Origin of the sequence: Parabacteroides sp. AF21-43 (genome assembly GCF_003635435.1) — a bacterium.
GTDB classification, from domain to species: Bacteria; Bacteroidota; Bacteroidia; order Bacteroidales; family Tannerellaceae; genus Parabacteroides; species Parabacteroides distasonis.
Genome location: NZ_QTMG01000002.1, coordinates 121,927 through 147,885, shown reverse-complemented (window position 1 = coordinate 147,885; position 25,959 = coordinate 121,927). Strand labels below are relative to the sequence as shown.

The window sequence follows — 25,959 nt, the reverse complement described above, 5'->3', positions numbered from 1 at the left end:
AACCAATCCTTACGATCTGAAGAATTTCTTCCTATACTTATAAAAAGTATTCTTAGAGACGTTGAAATGCTCGCAAATCGATCCTACCGATTCTCCCCGCTCCAACATGTTCATGATCTCCCCCTTATGGGCGTCTAAGAAGAACAACTTGGATTCCGAGCCTTTAGGACGTCCCAACCGCTTTCCCGTACTTTTCACCTGTTCCAAGGCGTCTTTTGTACGTATGGAAACCAGACTGTGATCAATCTCGTCTACTTGCTTGAAGACATTAATCATCAATTGGCGATCCATCCGGTCATCGAATATATAACGGTCGTTTATACAATAGACCGTCACGTCCTTCTCCATGCAAACGGTAAGTATCCCCATCAACTCATATAAGGTAAGACACAAACGGGTAATATCCGATACGATCAAGGCATCCCCTTTCTTCAAGCGTTCGAGAACAAGTTTTAACTTTGGTCCCGGCTGTTTCGCTTTCTCTCCGGATACTTCCATGACCCATTTATCCACATGGATATCTTTGGCCGCGGCAAAAGAAGAGATCTCTTCCCTTTGAATATCCAAGTGTTGCCGGTCTGTAGCCACATTTAAATACGCTATCGTCATAAATTTCACTAATTGTTTCTAGCGTGAAGGTACAAAAAGAATGAGTATATCTTCAAGATTATGGGATGTTTAACGCTTTATTTCGTACATTTGCGTTTATATTCATATATTATGATAACACATATACGAGTAGCTAGCCAACAATTGGAACAACCCCGATTCGAGTCCCCGAAAGAGTTGGTCTCTTGGATGGGCGCTATCCAGGCGCAGGAGTATGAGATGGCCAAATGGGCGATCGGTATTCGCTTGAGATCCTCTTCCCTTGAAAAGGTAAATGAGGCTTTGTACAAAGGTGATATTCTACGTACCCATGTGATGCGTCCTACTTGGCATTTCGTGGCCGCCGAGGATATCCGTTGGATGCTTATGCTATCTTCCGAGCGTATCAAGGCTGCCGTTATGTCGTACGCCAAGGGACATTTCGGGAAGATAGAAAAAACGCTGTTCACAAGATGCCTAGATCAGATCGGAAAGATATTGGAAGGATACAAAAGCCTGACCAAACAAGAAGTAACGGCGGAATTGCAAAAATCCGGGATTTTGCCCACCATAGATCACGTAAACCTTTTCCTTACATGGGGTGAGGTGGAAGGCATCGTCTGTAGCGGGATCGATAAAGGAAAGAAAACGACTTACGCCTTATTGGACGAACGTGTCCCTCCTACTCGTGAACTTTGCAGGGAAGAGGCTCTGGCGAGATTGGCATCCAGATATTTTCAAAGCCACTCCCCTGCCCAGTTACAGGATTTTGTTTGGTGGTCCGGGCTAACCGCTACCGAGTGTAGGCTCGCTATCAATCTGATCAAGGCGGAGTTAATGACCGAGACGTTCGATTCCCGTGAATATTTCATCCACCAATCATGGAAAGGAAAAAATGAGAGCGAACCTGTACTGCGTCTCCTCCCCGCCTTCGATGAATACTTGATCAGTTACAAAAACCGCACGGACGTATTGCCGCTAGAACATCATCCAAAAGCGTTCAACCGATTCGGCACCTTCTACCCGGTTATCTTGTATAACGGAAAGATAATAGGTAATTGGAGCCGCTCCATTAAAAAAAACACCATTCAAATAGAAATGGACTTTTTCGAGAAGAAGCCCCGCATTCCAGTGAAACTAATCCAGCAAGCCGAAGCGCAGATAGACGCTTTTTATAGAGGCTTATTGTACCGCCCAGCGCTTCAATGTCGGGAAAAATAATTTCATATTCGCTACGGCCTCCTCTTTCGTATAATGAAAGTCCGCATCTTTATTGAACTCATCGACAAACTGGGCACAATGATCGATCATCTGATCCATCGTACAGTCCATCGTGAAGGCCCCGTCCTTATAACAATAGCAACAATATTCCTCATTCTTGCTTCCGTCATGGTTCGTTCCTAACTCCTCATTCTTTTGCAGCGGCATACCGCAGCTTTGGCAAAATTTTGTTTCCATACTAATTTATTTTATTGGTATATAAATCTTTGTCACTTGCGTATCGTCATCCTCTTCCGAATAACTCACATATTCCTCAAACGCCATTCCATGCCGTTTGGTATAATTGAAATCTATATTTATAGTATTATATAGTTCTTGTAATCCCGCATAACTACCTTTTAAGGTATAAACCGCATATTTTCCTTTCTGCAAACGAATCGTACCGAACATCCCTGATGGAATAATCTCCTTCCCGACCGAAGCGCAAGCGTAAAAACGACATTGGTCCGGATGAGTGACGTTCGGGTCATCAAAACTTAGACCAATAAAGCGGGTGTCCTCTGATAACGCTTGATTCTCTTTTAAGAATCCGATCAACAGATTCCATGCCTCCTCATAGGGTTCCGCCTCACCATATTTTCCAAAAATCCGGATATAAACCAAATCTAAATCATCTACCTCACAAACCTCAACTTCAAGATCGTGTGGATTACTCCACTTCTCGGTCTCTTCTCTCAGACGTGCTCGCAACTTATCCATATAAGCTTTCGGAGATACGCTGAATTGTTTCTTGAACGCTTTCGAGAAAGATTGGGGGTTATCATAGCCTACCCGACTCGCTAGATCTGCCAGACTCATATCTTCCGTATGCATATATAGAACCGCTCGCTCTACACGTTGCCTTGCCACATAAGCATATAATGACTCATTCAAGGCTCCTTTCATAATACGTAGTAGCTGCCGCTCGGACACGTTTACCTGCCCGGCTATTATATCCAGTCGTAAAGGGAGATGCAAATTCGCATTGATATAATCAATTACTTGATTAATTTTCCGTTGATATATGTTTTCCGTATCAGGCTTCATCCTATAGATTCTTATGATGACAAAAATACATAATCCCAACAGACTAACAATTGTCCAATCTCGCCAATTTGAGATTTCCCCTATATTTATTTAAAAGCCATCAACTTCAAGATTCTATAGATTGTAAAATCAGTAATTCTGTTACACTTATCAGTAATTGGTATACAAAAGCAATGGAATATCTTAAATAATTTTGTAATATGAATAAAATCAAGAAAACAAATATGAATATAAAGAAAATAACCATTGCCATGTTGATCACATTAATCTCCATTGGCAATATAAACGCACAAGAAATGAAAACTGAAATTCCAAAAATTAGTGAATTCCCTACAGGAAATGAAAACACCGGGTTTGAACAATATTTCTCGGGGAAGTCTTGGCTGGTGCCATTAACAAGCAATAAGGATTTAAACGTACCAATGTTTAACGTAACGTTTGAACCTAACTGCCGAAACAACTGGCACACGCATACAGGAGGGCAGATACTCATCGCCGTAGGTGGTGTGGGTTATTATCAAGAACGAGGTAAAAGCGCCCGTCGTTTACTACCCGGGGATGTTGTCGAAATCGCACCAAACATAGAGCATTGGCACGGCGCCTCACCGGACAGTTGGTTTTCGCATATCGCCGTAGAATGTAATCCCCAAACCAATAAAAACACTTGGCTTGAGCCGGTAAGTGATGAGGAATATGGGAAGGCCGTAAATGATAAGTAGTAGATTTTCCTTATCGTTTACACAAACCGAGCCTAAAAGACACTCCGGTTTCCCCTAGAAGAAACTGCAGTTTCTATCCTAGCGGGAAACTGTAGTTTCCTAAGAAAGAAATACAAAGAAACTGTAATATACTAGTAAACAGAATATTGAATAATATATTCTCATCCTATGCCCTGTATATAAGACATTTTTCTCACAAAATTCAATCCGTACAATTAATATCATTAACAGATTCATTCTCATACGCAGACTTTTGTGATTTTATAAATATATCACGGTACTCATCAAGTAAGTTAATGTCCTGCAAATCATTAACGCCTAAAATCTCACGGATTAAATCCGCCTTGCCTGCTTCTATCTCCACTTTCGGTATCATATATCTTAATTTAGATTAATAAATAAAATCATCTGTTTGATGTTTTAAACAGACATCGTCACCCTTTTGTTTATACAAAATTTAAATTTAACACGACAAATTTTACAGTATCCAAAATTTATCTCCTTAACTTAATCAACCAATAAGGATAGTCAAATCCCTTTCTAAATTGTTATTCACTAACAAGGATATTTCAAAATCAAAAAATCAATCTTATGGAGAAAAATATTTTCTGGTTAGAAAATGACCAACTCAAAGAGATAGCCTGTTCATTTCGGGAAAAGGTTGAAGAGGGATTAAAACATGAAAATGCGGAGATACAATGCATACCGACTTTTATCTCTCCCAAAACCTCTGATATTAATGGAAAAGCATTGGTTCTCGATTTAGGAGGAACCAACTATAGAGTAGCGACCGTCGATCTTGGACAAGGATCACCAACCATCCATCCCAACAATGGGTGGAAAAAAGACATGTCGATCATGAAATCACCGGGATATACTCGTGAGGAGCTATTTAAAGAATTAGCCGATATGATTGTCGGGATAAAACGGGATGAGGAAATGCCAATCGGCTATTGTTTTTCTTATCCAGCAGAATCCGTACTCAGTGGAGACGCCAAATTGTTACGTTGGACAAAAGGAGTCGACATTAAAGAAATGGTAGGGCAATTAGTTGGCAAACCACTTCTCGACTACCTAAACGAACATTGTAAAATCAAATTTACAGGTATTAAAGTATTAAACGATACTATCGCCAGCTTGTTTGCCGGCCTAACCGACAATAGCTATGACGCCTATATCGGTCTGATCGTAGGAACAGGCACCAACATGGCCACTTTCATTCCGGCGGATAAAATAAAGAAATTAGATCCGAGCTATAATATACAAGGCTTAGTCCCTGTCAACCTAGAGTCGGGTAACTTCCATCCTCCATTCCTCACGACAGTCGATGATACGGTTGACGCCATTTCAGGCAGCCTTGGAAAACAGCGATTTGAGAAAGCGGTTTCGGGTATGTATCTAGGCGATATATTGAAAGCGGCTTTCCCTTTGGATGAGTTTGAGAATAAATTCGATGCCCAAAAATTGACCGCTATCATGAACTATCCGGATATTCACAAGGACGTATATGTAGATGTAGCTCATTGGATCTACAACAGATCAGCACAATTAGTCGCCGCATCGCTACTGGGCCTTATTCAGTTACTGAGATCATATAATAAAGATATACAAAAAATCTGTCTAGTAGCCGAAGGCAGTCTATTTTGGAGCGAGAATAGAAAAGATAAAAACTATAACATTCTTGTTCTGGAGAAATTACAAGAACTCCTTAATGAATCCGCATTAGCGGATGTCGAAATCCATATCAACAATATGAATAACGCAAACTTGATAGGAACAGGTATAGCGGCGCTCTCTTGAAATCAATATGAATGAAGTGAATCTTGAACTATAAAATTACGTTTTTCAAAATAAATAGAAAGTGCGGGTATTCTTTACATACGATACCCGCACTACTTTTTCCGCAGAAAAATGATTGTATAATTCACTCATAGCGCATCGCACAAATGGATTCAGCCCCAGAGGATGAAATATAACCGCAATCATATCAATATTAGCTAGTGGTTTGGATTGGATATCGTAATCAATAGAGAATACCGAAATTTTCCGTCTTATTGATAGCTTCGATCACATTATCTACATTTAGCTTTGCCAATATATTCTTTCGGTGATTATTTACCGTATAAATACTAAGATTTAGCTTATAAGCGATCTCTTTGCTCAGAAAACCTTGCCGAATTAATATTAGTATTTCTTTCTCACGCTTGGTTAATTGAGGTTCGGCTAGAATAACTTCGACGCAAGTATCAGTCCTGTCTTTCTATTGATAACTGTCCGTTTGATTCTTTCGGTAGGCGATACAATCGGGATAATACTTGGTTCCGAAAATCTGTACCCGCTGATATTGTGCAAATTGTATCTGTTCTCATTTATCTATTATGCTTTACTTTGCATTATTTTAGTTTTCAAATATATTTAATGATTATGAAGTTGAAATTTGCCAAGAGAATGTCTTATATAAAGGCTTCGGAAATAAGAGAAATACTCAAAGTTACAGAACGGGAAGATGTTATTTCATTTGCTGGTGGACTACCTGCCCCTGAGCTATTCCCCATAGATGAAATTAACAAAATGAATCAGGTCGTTTTACAAGAAGCAGGAGCAAAAGCTCTTCAATATACGACTACTGAAGGGTATTATCCTTTACGTGAATGGATTGCCAAACGAATGAATGAACGCTTAGGGACATCGTTTGATAAGGATAATATTCTTATAACTCACGGTTCGCAACAAGGATTAGATTTATCCGGAAAAGTATTTCTGGACGATGGTGATATCGTATTGTGTGAAAGCCCCACCTATTTAGCAGCAATTAGCGCATTCAAATCATATGGGAGTGGCTTCATTGAAATTCCAACAGATGAAGAAGGCATGGATATGGCTACTTTGGAAGAGGTACTGAATAATACTCAAAATATAAAACTAATATATGTAATACCAACCTTTCAAAATCCCACTGGAAAAACATGGAGTTTGGAAAGACGAAAAAAACTGGCTGAACTATCTGCTTTATATGATATTCCTGTTATTGAAGATAACCCTTATGGAGAATTAAGGTTTGAAGGAGAGTCTTTACCCTCTATAAAGTCTTTTGATAAGGTAGGTAATATCTTATGCACTGGTAGTTTTTCTAAAATCTTTTGTCCGGGCTTTCGGATTGGGTGGATTGCAGGTGATAAAGATATTATCCGCAAGTATGTGTTAGTTAAGCAGGGCACTGATTTGCAGTGTAACACAATAGCTCAAATGACTATTGCCGAATATCTAAAACGATATGATATTGATGAGCATATTAGCAAAATAGTAGAAGTCTACAGAAAACGCAGAGATATAGCTTTAGAATGTATTGAACGCTATTTTCCTAATGACATAAAATATACTCATCCTCAAGGCGGGTTATTTACTTGGATTGAATTACCCGAAAATATTTCAGCGCATGACATCCTGCAAAAATGCATTGAACAGAAAATAGCCTTTGTACCCGGCAGTTCATTTTATCCTGTTGAGCACAAAGAAAATACTTTTAGAATAAATTACTCTAATATGCCAGAAGATAGAATCATGAAAGGACTTCAAGTAATAGGGGAAGTACTAAAAGAATACATACATCAGTTAAAGTGATTTTTAATTATATCCCCCAATTGTTTTAAACGTTCTTCAAGAAGTGGAGTCCATCGTTGTCCATAGCTTAAACGCATACAATTGGTATATTGCTCTTGTAATGTAAACATACGTCCGGGGGCTATGCTTATTTTTCGCTGCATAGCCCGATAATAAAGTTCTGTTGTATCAATCTGTTTGTCTAATTCCACCCAAAGCATAAATCCTCCTTGTGGAGTAACAATTTTTGTATTCTCGGGGAAGTAATCCATGATGGAATGGGCAAAATGAATACTGTTTGCGTATAATTCTTGTCGCAGTTTACGTAAATGGTTTTCGTATCTGTCATTCTCCATGAAATTGGCAACCGCTTCTTGATTAAGCGCAGGCGTAGAAATAAGGTGAATATTCTTTTGGCGAATAATAGCATGTTTAAATTTGCCGGGAGCAATCCATCCTACCCGATACCCCGGCGCTAATGTTTTAGATACCGCACCACACCATAAAACAAGCCCCTTCTTGTCAAAAGCCTTGCAGGGCTTAGGACGTGAATTACCAAAAAATAAATCACCATATAAATCATCCTCGATCAAAGGTATATCATATCCGGCCAGCATATCAACAACTACCCTTTTATGTTCATCAGGCATACAACTTCCCAATGGGTTATTAAAGTTGCTTATAAGCAGGCAAGCTTTAATTTGTGGTAAAACTTTTTTCAGCGCATCTGGATCAATCCCTGTTACTGGATTGGTAGGTAATTCCAATATACGCAACCCCATACTATTGGCTAATTGTAACATTCCAAAATAGACCGGACTTTCAACCGCAATAGTATCTCCTACCTTAGTAATTACAGATAAAGCTAAAGCAACCGCATTAGTAACTCCAGCAGTTGTCACTATATCATCTTCTGTCAAGTTTCCCTTCCAACTATACGTAAAACGAGCTATAGATTTACGTAATCGCATATTTCCCTGTGTTTCATCATACCGGGTTCCATTACCCGGAAGTGCCTGCATAGCTCTTATAAGTTCTTTATTAAGTTTTGCAATTGGTAATAAAATATCTTCGGGCATTCCTAATGAAAATCGAGTGATCGATTTATCTCCTATTTCTAACGAGCTGTATACGTCAGCAATCAAATCTATCACCTCTTTGCTCTCAGGCTTTACAGACGGTTGTGTTGTCGCTGGAACAGATAGGCGTATGGGTTTGTAATTGACAATATAACCTGATTTTGGGCGTGATATTATAAATCCGTCTTTTTCCAATTCATAATATGCCTGAATTGCAGTATTAAGACTTACACCATTTTCATTGCTAATAGTGCGTAAAGAAGGTAGTTTCTCACCAGCTTTCCACACGCCTTTCTTAATTTGACAGGCAATAGTTCTCGCTATTTCTTGATATAGGATTTCTTTTTTCATACTTGTCAGGTGTTATCTGTATCCTGCAAATATACAAAAATCGTGTCTGTATCTGTTTTGGACTTTGAATTACTTTTACAGAATGACTTTTGTATTGCTTTGCTATTCTTAAATAAAAGAAAGGTATTCGAGTAAACAACTGAATTTAAACACCATTAATAAAAAAATCACAGTAAAACAGGTTTCAGATGATAATATCTAAAATCAATACAGAGATTGAAACCTTCTGCATGGATAGTGATTTCCGACAATCGTACCCCCTAATCGTTTTTTGGGGAAGGGGGTACGATTTGGATACTCAACCGTGTCTTTTCGTGCCCCTTTTTTGTCTTTCAGGCAAGACTGAAACAATAAAAAAAGTCCTACAATACGTTGATATTGTAGGACTTGTCTCTTTTTTGTCGCCGTTTGGCTTTGTTCTTATGTGATCCGCCTGGGATTCTCCTTACAGAGTTACCACGCTGATATTTAAAACTTTATATTTTTAGCTTCAAGCATATCCCATGATTTAACCCACTAATTTGCTACGTGCTTTTGCGATAGTTTGCTCATGGAGAATACTGAAAGCAAAGATAAGTACTTTCTTTAAATCTACAAAATTAGGGGTAATATGCATTTGTTTCCACCAGAAAGTGAACGCTTTACGTATCACCATTGACAATCACCGACTTATCTTTTCTTTCATCGGAAAATCCACACGATTTAGCACACGATTATTTCTCATCGTTTTGCCCGTGATTTAACACGATTGTTACTGCAAAGTTAAGAAAGAATATTAAATTAATCCATTGTTTGACCGAAAAGTTGAAATAATTAGTCTTTTTACTTCTCTTGTGCAGCAAAAATAGGGCATAACAGAAATAGAAGGTAATTTTTATGGCGGTAAAATTTACGGCTGTTTAATTTGCCTTTCCATTGTTCCGAAACGGTCATTTCCGAAATGTGCATTTCGCATCGAATTATTCTGTAAGCGAATTAACGAAATCCCCAAACCTCAAAATCTTCTCACTATTCGCTTTATTGAAAAGCAAGTGCTCAAAATCCTTTTGCTTCTTCTTCAAATCGACTGTTTTCAGCAATTCGCCTGCTGCCTGTTTGAACTCCTGCAAATTATGTACTCCGCAACGCTTTGAAAGAAAATCGTAATCGGGTTTTGACTGCGAAAGCAAAAACATCAGGTCGTAAAAATCACGTCCTTTGGCGCGGGCTAACATGGCGGCAATTTTCATACTGCACAATACACCATCAGAAGGAACGGGAAACGGGAAAAAGAATCCGTACCCTTTGATATTTGTGATAACAGGGGGATAAGCAATTCCTTGGTATTGGCTTTCGACCTTTATCAAAAAGCGTTCTTCCTTATGTCCGCTCAATCCCAAATCGAATAACAGTTCAGGAAAATGAATATTACGCCGGAAGGCTGTTAGCTTTGGATTTTTTTTATCTTTTGCCTCCACGCGTAATCCTGAACGTTCCAGAAACTGAATTACGCCGTTTGTCATTTCAATAAACTCGTCTTTCGACAGGTTTTTGCAGTCAAAATCCAAATCTTCAGAAAACCGGTCTATCCCTTTTACTAAACGCAGGTTTGTCCCACCGATAAAAGCCATCTTTTGGATGTTTGGCGTAGAAGAAAGGTAATCCAGAATCATCAACTGTAAATACTCTTTTAGTATGTGCTTATCGAACCCCGAATTTCCACGGATTTGAACCGGAAAATAATTTCTTATCTGTTCAATCTGTATCATAAATCGTAAGTTTTAAGAAGTAACTTTACACGATGATCAAGTGCCTTGCTTTGAAACATGTCGCAGTAGTCCATCAGTAAATCCTTGTTTAAATCATCGTGCAGGTAATCTTCATCCAAGCGCAATTCTTCCAATTCCTGCTCACTATCATAGAACGGATAAAGATACAGCAAATCAAGTAATGCCTTCTCGGGTGTGGCAAACTGTATGGTACGATTGTCTGCCATTGGCTTCAACTCGTACCCGAACATCAGGTTTTCTTTGACGTTCTTATAAGAGTATTCGCCGAAGTCATTGACGAAAGATGCTGTTTTTAGGGTTGTCACACTGGTAATCTGTACCACCGCTTCCGGTATCATCCCATAGAACGACAATGCTGTATGCAAGCTGATATAGGACGGACGGTAAATCCTGTTGGCAAAATAAAGGAAATAATCCGGTTTGCTCTTATATTCAGAGAAAGCAAAGTATCCCTGCCGTAACCGGATAAGATATCCTTTCTTCACCCAGCGAGTAAGGCTATTACGGTCAAAATCCGATTGCCATGCATATACCTGATAGATATTGAAGCATGCCAAATCGAATAGCTGATTCTTAAATTCCAAAAATGTCATTTCTTGATTTTGTTTCTATTATGCTGCAAATATAATGCATTTTAGAAACAAAACAAAATATCAGGATTAGTTAGGGGTATTCTTGTTCTGTCGATAAGACGAAAATAAGCTGTTTTTGTTTTGTCGATAAAACAAAAAAGACTTTGCCCTGCTATTTTGCAACTGCTGAAGTAGTGGTAACAGAGATGTCATAAGCAACTTTATTCGAATAAAAACAGCTTGTTTATTGTGAATGGTGAAGCAAAACAACTAATTCCTAGTATTAATACCATAGATTTCATTCTTAAAATGAAAAAGTTAGTGACAATGTTAAAAGATTTGCTAACTTTGCCATTAACGAAAGTTTGAAGTAGAAATCTTAAAGAAAATATCATGATAAAGATTAAGTTAGCAGATAGCATTATTAAAAGTCACCTTGTGGACAGCAAGGGCAATTCTTATTGTTCAATTCCTATTAGTGTAGATAAGAAGTTAAATGTTGAAGGGTTATTTGACAAGCTTGTTGCCATAGACCCAAAACTTAAAAGTTATGACCAATCTACCAGTCCTTACTATACTATATTTGTGAATGTCCCCATAGATATGGAATTAGAAGCAAAGGAAGCTAATTCCCAAGTTGGAGAAAATACATATGAAATCATGTGGGGCTTACCTCAGGATATTATTTTGAGTAAATTGCCTTGTTTTGTTCCCAAACATCATTGGAAAAAAGTTGAAGTATGAAAGTTGAAGAACTTCAAACCTATCAAGAGGTTGTTCAATCCCTACGCAAAAAAGGAAGGGCTAAGCATTTGCTGTTGGGAAATGGATTCAGTATGGCTTATGATGCCAAAATATTCTCATATAATGCGCTTAGTGCATTTATAGAAAACTCGGAAGATGAATTATTGAAACAGCTATTCAACAGCATAAATACAAAGAACTTTGAGATAATCATGCAGCAATTAGACCTTTTCGCTAATGTTGCTCAAGTTTTCAATGCAGACAAAGAACTGATTGATAAAATCAAGCATACAAGTGAAACCCTGAAAAATAGCTTGATTGATGCTGTTAAAGCAATGCACCCTGAACATGTGTTTAAGATACCTGAAGAAAAAAATGCCGCTTGCTGTACTTTTTTAGAAGATTACTTAGTTAATGACGGATATGTTTTTTCGTCGAATTATGACTTGCTTCTTTATTGGGTATTAATGCGCAACACTTGTAAAAATGCAGGAGATGGCTTTGGAAGAGAAGTCGAAAACCCATTAGGAGATGAGTATGTTCCGGATTATGAACCGGAATATTCTGAACTTCGTTGGGGTAAAAATAAGGATAGCCAATCCGTATTTTATTTGCATGGTGCGCTTCCTCTATTTGATACAGGAATAGATATAATCAAAGAAGAATATAACGGTGACTACTTATTAGATAACATTAAAGCAAGAATGGAAAAGAAAGAATATCCCATTTTTGTGACAGCAGGCAATGCAAATGAAAAACTTACGCACATTATGCATAACAAATACCTGTCGTTTTGCTTTGATAAGTTTTCTTCGATAAAAGGCTCATTAATAACATTTGGTTTCAACTTTGGCGACAATGATACACATATCATAGAAGCCATAAACATCGCGGCTAATCAAGGGAAGAAGGCACAAGACAAATTATGGAGTGTGTATATCGGTGTATACTCAGATGCCGATTTGATGCATATTGAGAAAATAAAAACTAAATTTAAATGTAAGGTTAATCTTTATAATGCTAAAACAACCAATGTTTGGCAATAAGGTTAACTTTTTTGTATTGTTAAAGTTATGTCCTTATTCAATCTATACAATGAAATAGAAAAAGAATATGAAAATCTTATTCCTCTTAAGCAGGAAGGATTGGTGCTGTTTCATCTGTATCAGAAACAAAAGGACGGAGACATCGGGAAAGAGTTTTCAGAAGAAGAAATCATCAAATCGTTGAGGGAGATCCGATATGATTTGAAAACCAATCAGAAAATACAGTTTAATAATATAGTCAAGTATTTTCAAAAGTATTTTTTATGGCGCGATGAAAAGAATCGGCTATACCGTCTCAAACCTTTTACCAAAAAGTGGTGCAAACTGATTGAAAATATTCTTGAAGAGACATTCAATCCCACTCAGCTACAAAAAGAGTTTTTATACCTTTCTAACACCTTTAGCGAACAATCCTTCACAGAGTGGTACTCTACTACATTCGAAAGCTATAGCCAAAGAGTAGATACACAAATTAATACCCTATATATCCAAATTGACCGATTAGTCATTGATTTCAGACGACAGATATCAAATGAGCATGCTTACGATTTGAATGCTTTAAAATCAATAGTTAACACATTGGAAGATATTCGTTCCAAAACAGAAGAGTTGAATAATGCCTTTAGTGGAGCGCACGATATTCAAAACAAGCTATTGAAGAGTAATATCATTACAGAAGATATTCTTCTGAACAGACAACGGGCAAATGTGCTATCCTTCTTTCAGGAAGTTCGAGGTAATCTGAAAATCATCAGCAAGCGTATAGACAGCGTTAAACCTCGACTAAATGAATATATCAGAAATATCAATAGGCACGATTTCTACATTCGGTTCAAACGCTTCTTTAATCAACTACTTGAAAAAAGCACTTTGGAAAAAGGCAAAATCCGTTTCCCTGATGGCATACCAAGTATCCCGATACGTTATACTCAGCAACCAAGGTTTATTATCGTTAAAGAAAATTTTGATGGAGCTTCCCTTAGTCGGTTCAAAACAGCGAAATCAAAAATTCCCGTAACCAACGCCACTGAAACAGAGAATCGCTTTTTATTGGAAAAAGAAAGGATTGAAATTCAAAAAAGGATTAACCTTTATATGCTTGATTTGGAAAATCGACTAAAAGCATATCAAGAAGTTGATTTTTCTGCTTTCTTTTATGAAGTGCTCAAAAAAGAAAATGGGAATATCCGTATTTGTGTGAAGTTAGCTCACAAAACCATGTCTAAATATTACCGTGACATTAATTCATTCGGGATATCTATTTCAACTGAAATAGTTGGCATCCCCGAATATCCAATGATAAAAATATGGAAGACGATTATTTACAAGAAAATGTAGGCTATGCATTTTTAACGACACAAGAAGCAATATCAATATTTGCAGATGTCGATTATGCTTTGAAAAGTGGAAAACATATTCAAAAATGTCCTTCACAGGGTAAGCAGTTTGCTTTTGTCGGAAAATATTACGACAAACTAAAATCTTATTATGACAATTTGTTTGATATCCATTTGAATCGTGAGGGCGAAGGTGATTTAGAATACTTTTTCATTGATTTCTTCAAAGATGGAAACGGATACTACCAACGGGGTAATATTCCTGTAGAAAATCGTGAATATCTTGCGGAATCGCATCTAATCATAGCCTTTCTATTAATTCGCATGTATGTTCTTGAACCAAGAGCAGAAAGCCGTATACTAATCCAAGATTTTAAAGTACAAGTATTGTCGGAGTATGAAGAATATAAACCGCACTTATTACGGCTATTTGCAAAATCGGAAGATACAGAAGAAACGGATTATGAGCTAAAATCTATTGAAGATGAGATGGACAAAGCGCTTAAAAAATTCAACGATTTATGTTGGATTATGATAGACAAAAGCACGGAAACTTTTGAAATCATGCCGTCTCTCAATCGTTTACTGAATATGTTTGAAAACTACATCATCAATACACCGATTAGCAATGAGTAATAAAAAATTTCCTCGTATATATAGCCTTTCAACAGTAGGCATTCGTAATCATTATAATTCAGATTATCGTTTTCATCCGTTTCGGACAGATTTTGCAGGTGACAGCGGTGTCGGAAAATCTATTATTGCAGATGTGTTACAACTGATATTAGTCGGAGAAAGGGAATTTAAATCTGCCACAGATTCAAGTTCAGAGCGGGAAGCAAGAAAGTTAATCATTGAACGATATGGATATGTATTTCTAAACATTGCAATAGATACGGACAAATTTATTGTCATCGGGATGTACATATCAACTACTTCCATTGACCCTTTTATTATTCAAGCAAATATAGGATTAGACGTATTTGAGCCTCTTTCTTCACCTCTTATATCAAAAGATTTTATGTTGGGTGACGAGATTATAGATATAACTAATCTTCCTGAAAGGATGAAAGAAAATAAACAGGCTTATGCTGCAAAACTGTCTTTGAATAAATATCATGAATTACTTGAACAAAACAAAATCCTTCCCATTGACCTGAAGACAGAAGGAAACTTAAAGAATTTTGCACAAATCATTCGCGCATTTTCTCGTGGTAAAGGATTTAAAAACAATTCGAAATGGTTGAAAGAGTTTTTCCTTAATGACGATAGGGAAAATATCATCAAAGTTCGTTTTGACGAACAACTTGCAGATATAGCACAAGAATTAAGAGACCACAAAGAAAATAAAGACACATTAGAAAAAGTGCGAATCAAATACGAAAAGTTCAAACGTCTTTTCGATTTAAAACAAGCACGGGATGCAGCACAGGAAGACTATTTGAAAACAAAAACCATATTTCATTATCAAAACAAGAATACGGCAGAAGAAAAATGTATTCAGCTTCAGTATGACATAAAAAGTATCAATCATAAAGTAGCCAATTCCTTTTTGCGTTTATTTTCAGCAGAAGCTGAGGAGCAACGGAAAAACGTAAATCTTTTAGCAGATAAATTATCCATCATTGAAAATGCTCAAGAAAATATAACAGCGTATCTGACTAAAGAGTCCGTTGCATTTCAGAAATACCCCAAACTCGACGAACAGTACATTCAAGTGCAAAAAGTAGAAAAATTACTTGATGCTTATAAAACATGCGAAAAATTACGAGATAGGCACTCAAAACAATTGAGTGAGAAGGCTGAAAAGGAACACTTGAAAAATTTGGGTGATGAATTGATGAAGCAAAAGTTATATGAAGAATGGACAAAATCTCCTTGGGCGAGAGGAGCAGTTGATGGCTCTGCTTTTTACAAGAAGAGAACAGAAGAAATCAACACCGAAATAAAGAGACTTACTACTTTAAAGGACTTTTCAGATGTCACCAATACTAAATCTTTAGCATATTGGACAATACAGAACAAACCATCATTATCACATGAGGAAGAAAGTGTCTTGTTCAACTTAGATATGATACTTATTGAGAAACCTGCAAGTATTGAAAAGAATACACAATATATACCAAATCCGGAAACTTTTTTTGGCAACTTGGAAATCGGGGAAAAAGAAAGCAATCCGAATGGTTTTTGGGTTGATTGGGGCAGCATTAGGAGATTTGTACCTTACATACCCGAACGATTTTTCACAACGAAGAATAGTGACGAAATTACGGGATACTTCAACGAAAAATACAAAGATGCAGCAGAAATCATCAATTCATTAAGAGAAGAGAAAGAAACTATAGAGGCTATGCAAAAAGTGGCGTCTAAACATGGCGAGAATGCAGTTAACGCTTTTGTTCGTAGAGATGAAATATCAGCATATATCATTGATGAAAATTTAGATATTACTGCCACACAATTAGATGAATTGTTGAAAGTCCATTTTAATGGAGAAGACATTAAGCAAACCAAATCGGAACTTGATGCTGCCAAAATCCTGAAAATAAAGGGAGAAACGGAGCAAGAGCAAGTAAAAAAAGATATACAACAAGCCTGCCAAATAGAATTCTCAAAGAATTTCTCTTTTCTTGAAGTTCAAACCGCTATCAGACAACTTCAAGAAAAAGCAAACAGACTGCTTATATATAAACAAAATAGAGCAACTCGATTTCGACAATTATTTTCAACTTATATACAAATCCCTGAGGATTTAGATACGACAAGCATATTAAATCTTCGCTCAGAACTAAATGATAATCTAAAGAAAAAACACAGTTGCAAAGAAGAAATAAAAGTTCTGAAAACTAAGATTCAAGAAGAAGACAGCCTTTATCATCAGGCAAAGTTAGATTATCAAGCACAGTCAGACCAACAGATAAACTTAAAAATTAATATTGTAGCCAAACCCGAAGAAAAAGAACAATTATTCTATTCAGCAAGGAATGCTTATAAGCAAGCATATGATGATATTGTTATCGAGTTTTTAAGCGAAAAAATGTATCAACGATTCATGGGGTCTGAAGATTATTTGGCATTAACAAGGGAAGTTGTTAATGAGATTCCCGCAAAACAATTGACGTCAAATGAGACAGATGCTTTACAGCAAATGTTAGACTTTCTCAAACAGTTAAATGACACACATATCCATATCGGAAATCGGAAACTGAATTTGCTCAAGGAAATTTTTCAGGATGTTAGAGATGCTGTCAGCGATTATGTTGCAAAAATGTATGAGATTGGAGCCTATTTTAAAGGCTCGGATAAAGAAATATCACAAGGATTTAAGTTAAGTCTTACTTGTCCGTTTTCTTTAATTTATCCAATCGATTGGATTGATATGTTTTTGGAAAAGCTTAATGATTCGATAAAACAAGAAAGCATTCATCAAGATTTATTTGCAGCATTAAGAGAAAAAATTGATATTCCTGACATGATGGCTACAGCTTTTGAAAAATGTGGTGGATTCAAGAATGCGAAAATAGAAGACTTATTAAATCCCAAGAACTATTTTGATATAAAATTCGAAATGGAGTCGGATGATGGAGAAAAGAATGTCGGGAGCGCAGGTCAGACCTATGCCGTTACTGCCATGTTATGCGTTGCCCGTCTTTCCTTAGTTGAGAAAAAAGAAAAGGGGAGACAACACAGTGGATTACGTTTTATGCCTATTGACGAGGCTGAAGGAATTGGTAGTAATTTCGATTTACTTGAACGAATTGCCGAAGCCAAAGATTATCAGCTAATATCAATGTCAATCAATCCCCTTGATGATTTCAGGGACGGTGAACAATATTTATACATCCTCAACGGCAGTAAAAAGCGGAAAGAACGAGTGAGTACTTTTGCTATATTTAGTAATGCCGATGAAATTCAGAAGATATGATAAATAAACAATTAACATGGCCTGAGTTTAAAGCGCTGTATCAATTATACCACGAACGCAAAACCAATTTGAAAGTACAGGAACGCCCATACTTCAAATATCTAAAACGAGAAGGGTATATTAAGAAGAAAATCGGTTCAACTAAAACCATAGAGCCATACAGTAAATTTGACGATGAATATGAGCGGGAAAATATAGAAGGTCTATTTCACAAGTATTATTCCTTTTTGTCGGAAAATCAGATTTTGACGCCCCACACTCCATTTTCGGAATTTGAAATCAAGAGCCTAATGAACATCAAGCAATGTGAGAATGTCTTGGTCGATAGTGGGCAAACACTATTATCCGAAATGCGAAGTAAAATAGAGGCAGGAAAAGACGGACGAAAAGGAATTTCAAAATCGTTCTTCAAATCGGCCAAACATATTGAAAAGGGTTCTGCATTGGAAGATGCTGTGTTAAAAATAATAGGGATAGATAAGTTTCCCCAGAACGAAGGTCAGTGGATTTATCGTGTTCCATGCAAAAATCCAACATGTATAATCCTATGTGAAAATCGTTATTTTCTTACCCTTGACATTGCCCCAAAAAGGAATGTTGAATTATGGCACGTTGGCGGCAATAATACCTTGCCGATTGAAAATTTACCGAAAATTGAATATCCGATATATTACCTGTGTGATTGGGACTTGATGGGATTACAAATTTATGAGCGGATTTATCATCGGGTTGAAATGATTAAGGACAAAGCCTCTTCGTTACAACTTCTAAATCCCAACGGTAAACCCGAACGAATCAAAGATACAGAAGATTATCACCGTAGCGAATGGGATAAAACTACAGAATTATCATCATTAACCGCTAACCTATATTCTTCTGAACAACTGGCAATACTACAAAACCTCATAAAAACTGATGAGTGGATTGAGGAAGAAGGGAACGATATAGGTCGAATAATCGACGAGATAGGAAAAGTAAAATAACATAAATCTACAAATAAACATGAATATAACCCCTACTAATATAAATACATATTCGCCTAATGAGATACTAAATAATTTTGCCAATATTTTTGAGAAATCCAGAAGTATAAATGACCTTGTATCTATAAAAAACGGTTTAAATCTATCTGTGGACGTGGATTTGCAGCGTTTCAATGATGAGCAAAAAAGTACATTTCATTATTTTTTGGCAAATGGTTGGAGTTATGTATTACAACTAAAATATCCAAACTCTTACGAAGTTCCCATTAGTTCCAAAGAGTTTGAAAAACAAGTATATCATTTACGTTGTGCTTTGCAACTCATTGGCAAAAGAGAAGATATTAATGTTTGTCAAATCCTAACTAATCTGGGATGTGCTTTTGACCATATCGGGCGTTTCTCAGAAGCGCAGGACTATTTCAATAAAGCACTTTTGATAAATCCCAATTTTGGCATGGCTTTGGGGAATAAGGGTTTGGGATTATACCGATATGCAAGGGAAGTTTTCGACGGGGTACATCAATTTATATTTTTGCAATATGCCCGAAAGCATTTACTGGAAGCATGTGATAAAAAAGATGTTTACGAAGAAGCCCGTTCAGGGTTTAATAGTTTGGCGGAACACATTGCCACAAGGTATCCATTAAAAGACTTGAATGATTTCAAGCAATATGACGATTTCTTTCATGGATTATCAACGGATGAAATTGACTATAGACAGTGGTGCATTGATAATGTATTATTTCTAAATCCACTAAATGATGTTATAGCCCAAAATGTTGTTGCACACGATATTCTGCATACTCCAACAATGGTCTTGAAAAGAGAAGAAAAACCAATATGCCAATCGATGTATAATCAAATGAAGCAGGAATTTGTTTCAGCAAGGTTTCTGTTCTATGAAGGCGTAAATACTGATAAACCTCATTATTCAGACAGAGATGTTGTCCTTTATACTGCTTTTGATTGTCCGGTCTATGCCATTTCCATTGAAAAAATAAAAATATCCTTTCGCGTTTGCTATTCTATTTTTGATAAGATAGCCTATCTTATGAATATATATTTAAACTTGGGAATTGATAAAAATCGAGTTTCTTTTAGAAATATATGGCATAAAAGAGGAAATAGGAATAATCCGATAAATGAGGAAATGTTTACCTCTCAAAATTTGGCTTTGCAGGGCTTATTTTGGTTAAGCAAGGATTTGGACGAAGGAGTAGATTCACCAATAGAACCGGAAGCGAAGGAAATAGCGATAATGAGAAATTTTATGGAGCATAAATCATTTAAAATTGTTGAAGGGAAAAATATTTGTTGGAACGAATCACCGGAAACATATGAAATTGAAAGGCTTGATTTTTATGATAAAGCATTTAAAATTCTGAAACTTACGAGGTCTGCATTAATCTATCTTTCATCTCTTATTTACGAAGAAGAAAGCTTCCGAAAGCCTTTAGAGGGTTTAACCAAAACAATAGATATGCCGATAATAAACGATAATTCTAAGATATAATGAATAATATGGATAATCTTGATGGAGATAAAATAATCGAAGAAGCGGAGAAGTCTTTGGAACGCCTTTCACGTAAAATAGAACAATTGGAATACGATTCCAAAAGAGATGTGTTAAAACATTTCGATAGGTTGCATGATAAGTTGTTCATGTTCAATACAATTTTTATTACAGGATATTTTGCTTTATGTCAGATAAATAAAGAATTTAATAGTCTGATATTGTTGTTGCCATTTTGTTCTCTTTCAATGCTGATTTATATTGAGCATTTTATGAAAGAAATCGCTCGCAAGCAGTCATACGGTATGTTTGAAGTAAATTTATCTGAGCATTTAAATAAAGCAGAAAAGAAATATGGTCAGGTCACCATATTGTCGTTACTTATTATAATTGTTTCAGCCATAGAACTGTTGTACACAATATATATTTGCATCTTTAGATTTTAGTATCAAAAATAAACAGTATTAATAAAAGCGGCTATGCCGCCGTTAAACTGGCAAAAGTTATTCTCGGACAATCGGTTATTCTCGCGGGGCTTCCGCCCTCCAAAACGGGCAGGGAAGCCATGAGCGGGAAATAACCGAAGTTGGACGGGAAATAACTTTTGACACAATATAAATCTAATATTTTATCAGCTTAATCTTGGTCTCCGTTTCTTCTTTTTCTTGGGTTTCAGCGGTTGTTGCTCATCCATTGGATTGACATCCGCAGCCGATGGAAGTATGGACAATAAAGAAGATAAACCGCTTTCATCTGTTTGCGTATTGGTTGGAATATTTGAAAACGTTTTTACATTTTTATTTATTTGTGTTTTTATATTTTCATCTGTTTGAACATAGACAATTTTTTTCTTTTCACCAGCAAAATCTTGTTTGGGGGCTTTCAGTTCCCGTTCCTGCATCCATAGTTTATCCGTGACAGTGCCGTTCTTCATAGTGTTGCAGTATTCAAAAGTTTCGGGTAGTTGCCGATTATAACCGAATAGATTATCAAAACCTTTCTCCACGTTCTCAAATAAGGCGATACGGTCAAAACCGCCTGTAATAACGCCTTTTTGGGTGTTTCGATGATTGGTAAGCGGGCTTATCTTGACTTTGTTCGATTGGTCTTTACGGCTCACAATCAAATGGCAGTGTATATTCAGACGGTTGTCGGAACAGTTTCGGTCGAAATGGATTTTGCCGTAAAATTTGATGTTTTCGGCTGATAATCCTTTATTGAAATTCTTGGCATATTCGGGAATGAACACTTCGCGGATATACCGCTTCATGGCTTCGGCTTGTTCCTGTTCCGTGCTTCCCATCGCTTGCAGTTCCTTTTCGGACGGGCTGACGTGAACGGCGTAAAACTTGGCATCAGTCTTTAAGAGTTGCCCGATATTCCCGTCAATGTCTTTAATCACATGGGATTTATAGACATTATCATCCGTAAGGTTGAAAAAGCCTTCGGTATAGATTCCCTGCTCCATCCGTTGCAAATCTTCATGCTCGCAATAGTTGGCTAACTGTCGGCTGCTGCCTGCATTGTTATACACTCCGTTGGACGGTGGCGGGAAATCGATGTTCATTGTTTGCTATTCGTTTATCAGGTTCGTTATCTCGGCTTTCAGGCTCTCTTTGCGCTTGCCGTCCATCACTCCGCAAGCTGCCAACTCCGCATAAAGGCTAATCAACTTCAAAAGTTTTGCATTGTCTTTTTTCTGCGTCTCTTTTAACGCGCCGATATGTTTACCCTGACTGTTTATCACGTCGGCATGTTCGCCGAATTTGTCACTGATTCTTTGCAGCACGGCATTGTGTTTCTCTTGGTTCTTCTCCAACTGCGAAAGAACAAGTGTTTCCAATGCTTTCACAATACTATCGAAGCGGACGGCTATCGAATTGGTCGCCCGTATCATCGGGTTAAGTTCCTTTTCCTCGTAGTTACGGATAAAACGTATAATAGCATCCTGCCGTTTGTTGATTTTGGCAAGTTCGGCTTTGACCGATTCGGGGGCATCGGCGGGATTGATATTTGCCTTGTCGATATACCGAAAAGCCAGTTTCACTACTTCCGCCTTTTTCAGCGAATAGTGTTTACATATCTTTTCTACTAAGCCGCCCGTTTCCTTGTCTATGGAAACGGTGGTGAATATGGTTTTCCTGCTGTTATTTTGCATGAGTAATTACAATTTTATAGAAATTCGCTCTATTAATCACCTGATAATAAGCAATAAACTAAAATTGATTATTACAGGTGTCATTACAGCGGTTTCACTTAAACCGCTAAAGCCGAAGGCTTTGCCCCGCGGGGCAAGAAGGAAGAACAGGACTTGTCCAGTTCCCTCTTGCTTCATTTAGCGAAACGAGCCGAGCCACAAGGTGAGGCCGTTTCTGCTAAATGGGGAGCGATAGCTTTTCATCAGGCGGTAATATTACCCACCTTGGTTTGCCTCAGTTTGCTTATCGAGTTGGTTTTCCTTTTTGAACCGTTCGTATGTTTTACAGTCGGCATTTTCTTGAATAAATACCCGAATATCAGCAGCACGATAATAGGTTTTATGACTTATCATAAAGTAAGGAAGTTTGCCACTTGCCCGATAGCGTTGCAGGGTTCGGAAAGATACTTTCAGCAGGAAAGCTAAATCCTGATTATCCAATATCTTGTCGCTAGGATCTAATATCTTGTCGGTATTGATAAGGGATTTTAGGTCTTGTCCGATTTCGGAGAGCTTTTTTGATAGCCGTTCCATCCACTTGTCGAAGTTTTCGTTGTCTATATACATTTTGCTTCATTTTTAAGTTTAACATTATTGGTTTCAATCGATTGATGAAGCAAAGTTCGGCAAATGGATGAAAATAAGTTAGGGGTGTACCACTGGTACACCCCTATAAATAGTTGTTAAATAGTTGATTTATAGATAGCCTTTCTTTTTGCTTTCTTCATTAATGGCTTTACGAAGCGTATCTAAAAATTCGGTTATTTTTGATGGTTTACGACTAACGACACTTTCATGCTTCTTATGCACATCGCCCAATTTAATATTGAAAAGGTATTCAAAGGCTCTTCCGATTTCTGTAAGTGGTGCTTCTGTACCACTGCGCGTTACCACTCTTTTAGATAGGAACAATCCACTAACTATCTCCATAATCTCAATAAGATAGGTTTCGTCTGTAAGGTAGAGCGGCGAGAGTGGAAGTTTATTCTTCCGGTTTTGGAATTGAACCGGATATTTAATTTGCATATTGAGTATGCGGATTTCCGTATTTACAAGTCCTATCGCTTCATCAATAAGCAATGACAAGGCGTTTTTCCCCCTGCTCAAATTGTACTCGATACGACTTGAGCCTGTTTAGTCCAAAAGAGAAGTAACGTAATAATACAGCGTAGTCCTGTTCCTTTATAGCAATACTTACTAAGTGATTGGCAAGTTCTTGCAATGCGGCCGTAAAATCATTTACGGCAAACTCTTTCTGTGAGTGTTCCGATAATAGTCGGAAAAATCTCAAATCTGATAAGTCTTTCATAATTAATACATTTACATATTGATAAATTGCGTTGCTTTGCTGAGGATTGCGTTGATACAATTCTCCCGTAGCCAGCGGTTTGAATGAGTTTTTTCATACCGGTTATATTTTGTTGTATTTATAATTTACGGTTATTTTTTCCACCAATCGTCCACCTCTTTGCTCGGTTGTAGGTTTCCCACATACGAGCGTATTCTCCTTTAAGAGCAAGTAGCTGCTCATGTGTTCCCTGCTCGGCTATCACACCCTTATCTACATACAGAATTCGGTCGGCATTGGTGATTGTAGACAATCGGTGAGCGATGACCAATACCGTCTTTCCTTTGATGAGATGAGAGAATGCTGCCAGAATCTTACCTTCGTTTTCGGGGTCGGCAAAGGCGGTGGCTTCGTCCAGCAAGATAATAGGGGAGTCTTTTAATATGGCGCGAGCCAAGGCTATGCGTTGTGCTTCACCACCAGAGAGGTAGATGCCTCCTTCGCCTACCAATGTCTGATAACCATTGGGCAAGGATTCTATAAACTCATGGCATTGAGCGGCACAGGCAGCCCGTGCCACTTCCTCAAAGGTTGCAGTCTTGTTACCCATACGGATATTCTCCTCGATGGTATCGAAGAAGAGCATATTATCCTGAAAGACAAAAGCGACGTTGTCCATCAACACCGAAGTGGGAATCTCTTTGACTGGCACTCCTCCTATTAAGATTTCTCCGCTTTGAACGTCCCAAAAGCGGGCGGCAAGCATAGCAACGGTACTTTTACCGGCTCCCGAAGGACCGACTAATGCAGTTATCGTACCGGGATGGGAGATGAAAGATATCGCTTTGAGTATCGGCGTGGTGTCGTAGGCAAAAGAGACGTTGCGAAATTCCACTGAAGCGTCTTTGGGGTGTCGGGGAATGTCAGGCTCTTCGATTTCGTCCATATAGAGAATGTCATCAATCTTCTGTACACCCATGTTGTTCTGATTCAGAAAGCTGCCTATCCACAAGAGTTTAAGCACGGGAAAGAAAACAGCCACGCCGAAAAACAGGAACATGAGTAGCACCGGCACGAAAGTGGCATACGAGGCACTCCCCACAAACAGCCACACTGCCACGGGAATGATGAAGAGCAGTGCCGAAGAGAGTATGGTAAGGAAACCTACATATGTGGGTTGGTATTGTACGTTTACCTCGTTGGCAAATTTGCGGTACTCCTTGATGTCGTCATTGAGTTTGCGATAGGCATTAGTCGATTCGGTGAAGGTCTTCACCACCTGAATACCGCGAATATATTCCACAATACTAGCATTCATTCTGCCTAAGGTCTCCACATACCGTTTGGAAACCTCCCGGATTTTTTTGCCGGTGTACATTCTTCCCATCACATAGAATGCCATCGCCAGCACAGCCAATACTACGATAGCCAACCGCCAGTCTACGGCAAACATATAGCTGACGAGAATCAGCGGAAAAAGTAGGGCAGTTACGATGTCAGGGATATGGTGGGCAATAAACAGTTCGATGCGCTCCACGTCGTCGCTCATTATTTTCTTCAGTTCTCCCGAAGCCCGGCGGGAAAAGAACCCCAAGGGCAAACGAACCATTTTTTGTACTAGCTGCATTCGTATTTCATACAGAATGTTGAAAGCGGCAATGTGCGAGAGCATGAGGGAAGCAAACGTGAGCACTCCGAAAGCGAAGAAAGCTCCCAAGGCGATATAGCTCCACAGCCAGATGTATGCCTTGTCAATTAATGAGGGATCAAGCGCATGCTCTGCCAACTCGATGAGAATATTGTACACCGCTATGATCGGCACAAACTGCACGATGGCGGTGATAACTGCCAACAACATCGCCCCGATGAGCAGCCGACGTTTAGTGCCGGCTATTTCTATCAACCGTGCCAGCCCGGTCTTGCGTTTATTTGTATCCATAG

General features: G+C 37.9%; 25 protein-coding genes and 1 pseudogene. 12 read left to right on the top strand and 14 right to left on the bottom strand.

The features are described 5' to 3' along the window. Positions 1 to 9: 9 nt before the first annotated feature. Positions 10 to 609 (bottom strand): recombinase family protein, encoded by a 600-nt coding sequence (locus DWX84_RS02500; protein WP_005856646.1) that lies wholly within the window; start codon positions 607 to 609, stop codon positions 10 to 12. A 111-nt stretch (positions 610 to 720) separates the two neighbouring features. On the opposite strand from DWX84_RS02500, the gene DWX84_RS02495 reads away from it, so the two are divergent. After that, positions 721 to 1,809: a winged helix DNA-binding domain-containing protein gene (locus DWX84_RS02495; protein ID WP_048927483.1), complete on the top strand. Its 1,089-nt coding sequence runs from the start codon at positions 721 to 723 to the stop codon at positions 1,807 to 1,809. Here the strand turns inward: DWX84_RS02495 and DWX84_RS02490 are convergent. After that, positions 1,771 to 2,046 carry a zinc ribbon domain-containing protein gene (locus tag DWX84_RS02490; RefSeq protein ID WP_048927351.1) on the bottom strand — a complete coding sequence of 92 codons (276 nt, stop codon included), beginning with the start codon at positions 2,044 to 2,046 and terminating at the stop codon, positions 1,771 to 1,773. The genes DWX84_RS02495 and DWX84_RS02490 overlap by 39 nt on opposite strands. A 6-nt stretch (positions 2,047 to 2,052) precedes the next feature. Then, positions 2,053 to 2,895 (bottom strand): GyrI-like domain-containing protein, encoded by an 843-nt coding sequence (locus tag DWX84_RS02485; protein WP_008772069.1) that lies wholly within the window; start codon positions 2,893 to 2,895, stop codon positions 2,053 to 2,055. 200 nt (positions 2,896 to 3,095) lie between these two features. Here DWX84_RS02485 and DWX84_RS02480 point away from each other — a divergent pair, with 200 nt between their 5' ends. Further along, a complete protein-coding gene (locus tag DWX84_RS02480) occupies positions 3,096 to 3,614 on the top strand; it encodes a cupin domain-containing protein (RefSeq protein WP_048927352.1) in 519 nt (172 codons plus the stop codon). A 202-nt stretch (positions 3,615 to 3,816) separates the two neighbouring features. Here DWX84_RS02480 and DWX84_RS21585 read toward each other — a convergent pair whose 3' ends face one another. Then, on the bottom strand, positions 3,817 to 3,990 hold the full coding sequence (locus tag DWX84_RS21585) for a hypothetical protein (RefSeq protein WP_005856636.1): 174 nt from the start codon (positions 3,988 to 3,990) through the stop codon (positions 3,817 to 3,819). A gap of 215 nt (positions 3,991 to 4,205) precedes the next feature. Here DWX84_RS21585 and DWX84_RS02475 point away from each other — a divergent pair, with 215 nt between their 5' ends. Beyond that, entirely contained in the window at positions 4,206 to 5,414 is a 1,209-nt protein-coding gene (locus DWX84_RS02475; protein ID WP_048927353.1) for a hexokinase, read from the top strand. A 223-nt stretch (positions 5,415 to 5,637) separates the two neighbouring features. Here the strand turns inward: DWX84_RS02475 and DWX84_RS22145 are convergent. Further along, positions 5,638 to 5,921, bottom strand: a pseudogene (locus DWX84_RS22145) (response regulator transcription factor); the annotation flags it as partial. 117 nt (positions 5,922 to 6,038) lie between these two features. Here DWX84_RS22145 and DWX84_RS02465 point away from each other — a divergent pair. After that, a complete protein-coding gene (locus tag DWX84_RS02465) occupies positions 6,039 to 7,235 on the top strand; it encodes a PLP-dependent aminotransferase family protein (RefSeq protein WP_005856630.1) in 1,197 nt (398 codons plus the stop codon). Here DWX84_RS02465 and DWX84_RS02460 read toward each other — a convergent pair. The 3 genes from DWX84_RS02460 to DWX84_RS02445 all read right to left on the bottom strand — a co-directional run bounded on the left by DWX84_RS02460 (position 7,223) and on the right by DWX84_RS02445 (position 11,006). After that, positions 7,223 to 8,644, bottom strand: a complete 1,422-nt coding sequence (locus tag DWX84_RS02460; protein ID WP_008772066.1) for a PLP-dependent aminotransferase family protein — start codon at positions 8,642 to 8,644, stop codon at positions 7,223 to 7,225. The two genes, DWX84_RS02465 and DWX84_RS02460, sit on opposite strands and share 13 nt — an antisense overlap. A 959-nt stretch (positions 8,645 to 9,603) precedes the next feature. Then, the gene (locus DWX84_RS02450; RefSeq protein WP_005862063.1) at positions 9,604 to 10,392 is read right to left on the bottom strand and encodes a nucleotidyl transferase AbiEii/AbiGii toxin family protein; all 789 of its coding nucleotides are present in this window, start codon (positions 10,390 to 10,392) and stop codon (positions 9,604 to 9,606) included. Next, the gene (locus DWX84_RS02445; RefSeq protein ID WP_028728131.1) at positions 10,389 to 11,006 is read right to left on the bottom strand and encodes a hypothetical protein; all 618 of its coding nucleotides are present in this window, start codon (positions 11,004 to 11,006) and stop codon (positions 10,389 to 10,391) included. Before DWX84_RS02445 ends, DWX84_RS02450 begins: the two co-directional genes overlap by 4 nt. Positions 11,007 to 11,378: 372 nt before the next feature. Here DWX84_RS02445 and DWX84_RS02440 point away from each other — a divergent pair, with 372 nt between their 5' ends. From DWX84_RS02440 to DWX84_RS02405, 8 genes are read left to right on the top strand one after another with little or no spacing between them, the layout of a single operon-like run. After that, entirely contained in the window at positions 11,379 to 11,729 is a 351-nt protein-coding gene (locus tag DWX84_RS02440) for a hypothetical protein (protein WP_005862061.1), read from the top strand. Continuing rightward, positions 11,726 to 12,775 carry a DUF4917 family protein gene (locus tag DWX84_RS02435; protein WP_005862060.1) on the top strand — a complete coding sequence of 350 codons (1,050 nt, stop codon included), beginning with the start codon at positions 11,726 to 11,728 and terminating at the stop codon, positions 12,773 to 12,775. Before DWX84_RS02440 ends, DWX84_RS02435 begins: the two co-directional genes overlap by 4 nt. Positions 12,776 to 12,802: 27 nt before the next feature. Further along, on the top strand, positions 12,803 to 14,113 hold the full coding sequence (locus DWX84_RS02430; protein ID WP_005862059.1) for a hypothetical protein: 1,311 nt from the start codon (positions 12,803 to 12,805) through the stop codon (positions 14,111 to 14,113). Beyond that, positions 14,083 to 14,748, top strand: coding sequence for a hypothetical protein (locus DWX84_RS02425; RefSeq protein WP_005862058.1), 666 nt, complete (start codon positions 14,083 to 14,085; stop codon positions 14,746 to 14,748). Before DWX84_RS02430 ends, DWX84_RS02425 begins: the two co-directional genes overlap by 31 nt. Continuing rightward, the gene (locus DWX84_RS02420; RefSeq protein WP_025866445.1) at positions 14,741 to 18,037 is read left to right on the top strand and encodes a hypothetical protein; all 3,297 of its coding nucleotides are present in this window, start codon (positions 14,741 to 14,743) and stop codon (positions 18,035 to 18,037) included. Before DWX84_RS02425 ends, DWX84_RS02420 begins: the two co-directional genes overlap by 8 nt. Then, a complete protein-coding gene (locus tag DWX84_RS02415) occupies positions 18,034 to 19,020 on the top strand; it encodes a hypothetical protein (protein ID WP_008778330.1) in 987 nt (328 codons plus the stop codon). The genes DWX84_RS02420 and DWX84_RS02415 overlap by 4 nt, the downstream gene beginning before the upstream one ends. 19 nt (positions 19,021 to 19,039) lie before the next feature. Continuing rightward, positions 19,040 to 20,533 (top strand): LA2681 family HEPN domain-containing protein, encoded by a 1,494-nt coding sequence (locus tag DWX84_RS02410; RefSeq protein ID WP_074859016.1) that lies wholly within the window; start codon positions 19,040 to 19,042, stop codon positions 20,531 to 20,533. An 8-nt stretch (positions 20,534 to 20,541) separates the two neighbouring features. Further along, a complete protein-coding gene (locus DWX84_RS02405; protein ID WP_229101492.1) occupies positions 20,542 to 20,979 on the top strand; it encodes a hypothetical protein in 438 nt (145 codons plus the stop codon). 185 nt (positions 20,980 to 21,164) lie between these two features. On the opposite strand, the gene DWX84_RS02400 is transcribed toward DWX84_RS02405, so the two are convergent. The 6 genes from DWX84_RS02400 to DWX84_RS02375 all read right to left on the bottom strand — a co-directional run bounded on the left by DWX84_RS02400 (position 21,165) and on the right by DWX84_RS02375 (position 25,957). Further along, the gene (locus tag DWX84_RS02400; protein ID WP_074859019.1) at positions 21,165 to 22,100 is read right to left on the bottom strand and encodes a DUF5712 family protein; all 936 of its coding nucleotides are present in this window, start codon (positions 22,098 to 22,100) and stop codon (positions 21,165 to 21,167) included. Positions 22,101 to 22,106: 6 nt separating this feature from the next. Next, a complete protein-coding gene (locus DWX84_RS02395; RefSeq protein ID WP_028728133.1) occupies positions 22,107 to 22,691 on the bottom strand; it encodes a BfmA/BtgA family mobilization protein in 585 nt (194 codons plus the stop codon). 255 nt (positions 22,692 to 22,946) lie between these two features. Continuing rightward, positions 22,947 to 23,297, bottom strand: a complete 351-nt coding sequence (locus tag DWX84_RS02390) for a helix-turn-helix domain-containing protein (protein ID WP_005868427.1) — start codon at positions 23,295 to 23,297, stop codon at positions 22,947 to 22,949. Between the two features lie 129 nt (positions 23,298 to 23,426). After that, on the bottom strand, positions 23,427 to 23,810 hold the full coding sequence (locus tag DWX84_RS02385; protein WP_008778329.1) for an RteC domain-containing protein: 384 nt from the start codon (positions 23,808 to 23,810) through the stop codon (positions 23,427 to 23,429). Continuing rightward, positions 23,800 to 24,039 carry a hypothetical protein gene (locus DWX84_RS02380; protein ID WP_002560578.1) on the bottom strand — a complete coding sequence of 80 codons (240 nt, stop codon included), beginning with the start codon at positions 24,037 to 24,039 and terminating at the stop codon, positions 23,800 to 23,802. The genes DWX84_RS02385 and DWX84_RS02380 overlap by 11 nt, the downstream gene beginning before the upstream one ends. Positions 24,040 to 24,157: 118 nt before the next feature. Then, positions 24,158 to 25,957 (bottom strand): ABC transporter ATP-binding protein, encoded by a 1,800-nt coding sequence (locus DWX84_RS02375; protein ID WP_005868423.1) that lies wholly within the window; start codon positions 25,955 to 25,957, stop codon positions 24,158 to 24,160. Positions 25,958 to 25,959 lie beyond the last annotated feature (2 nt).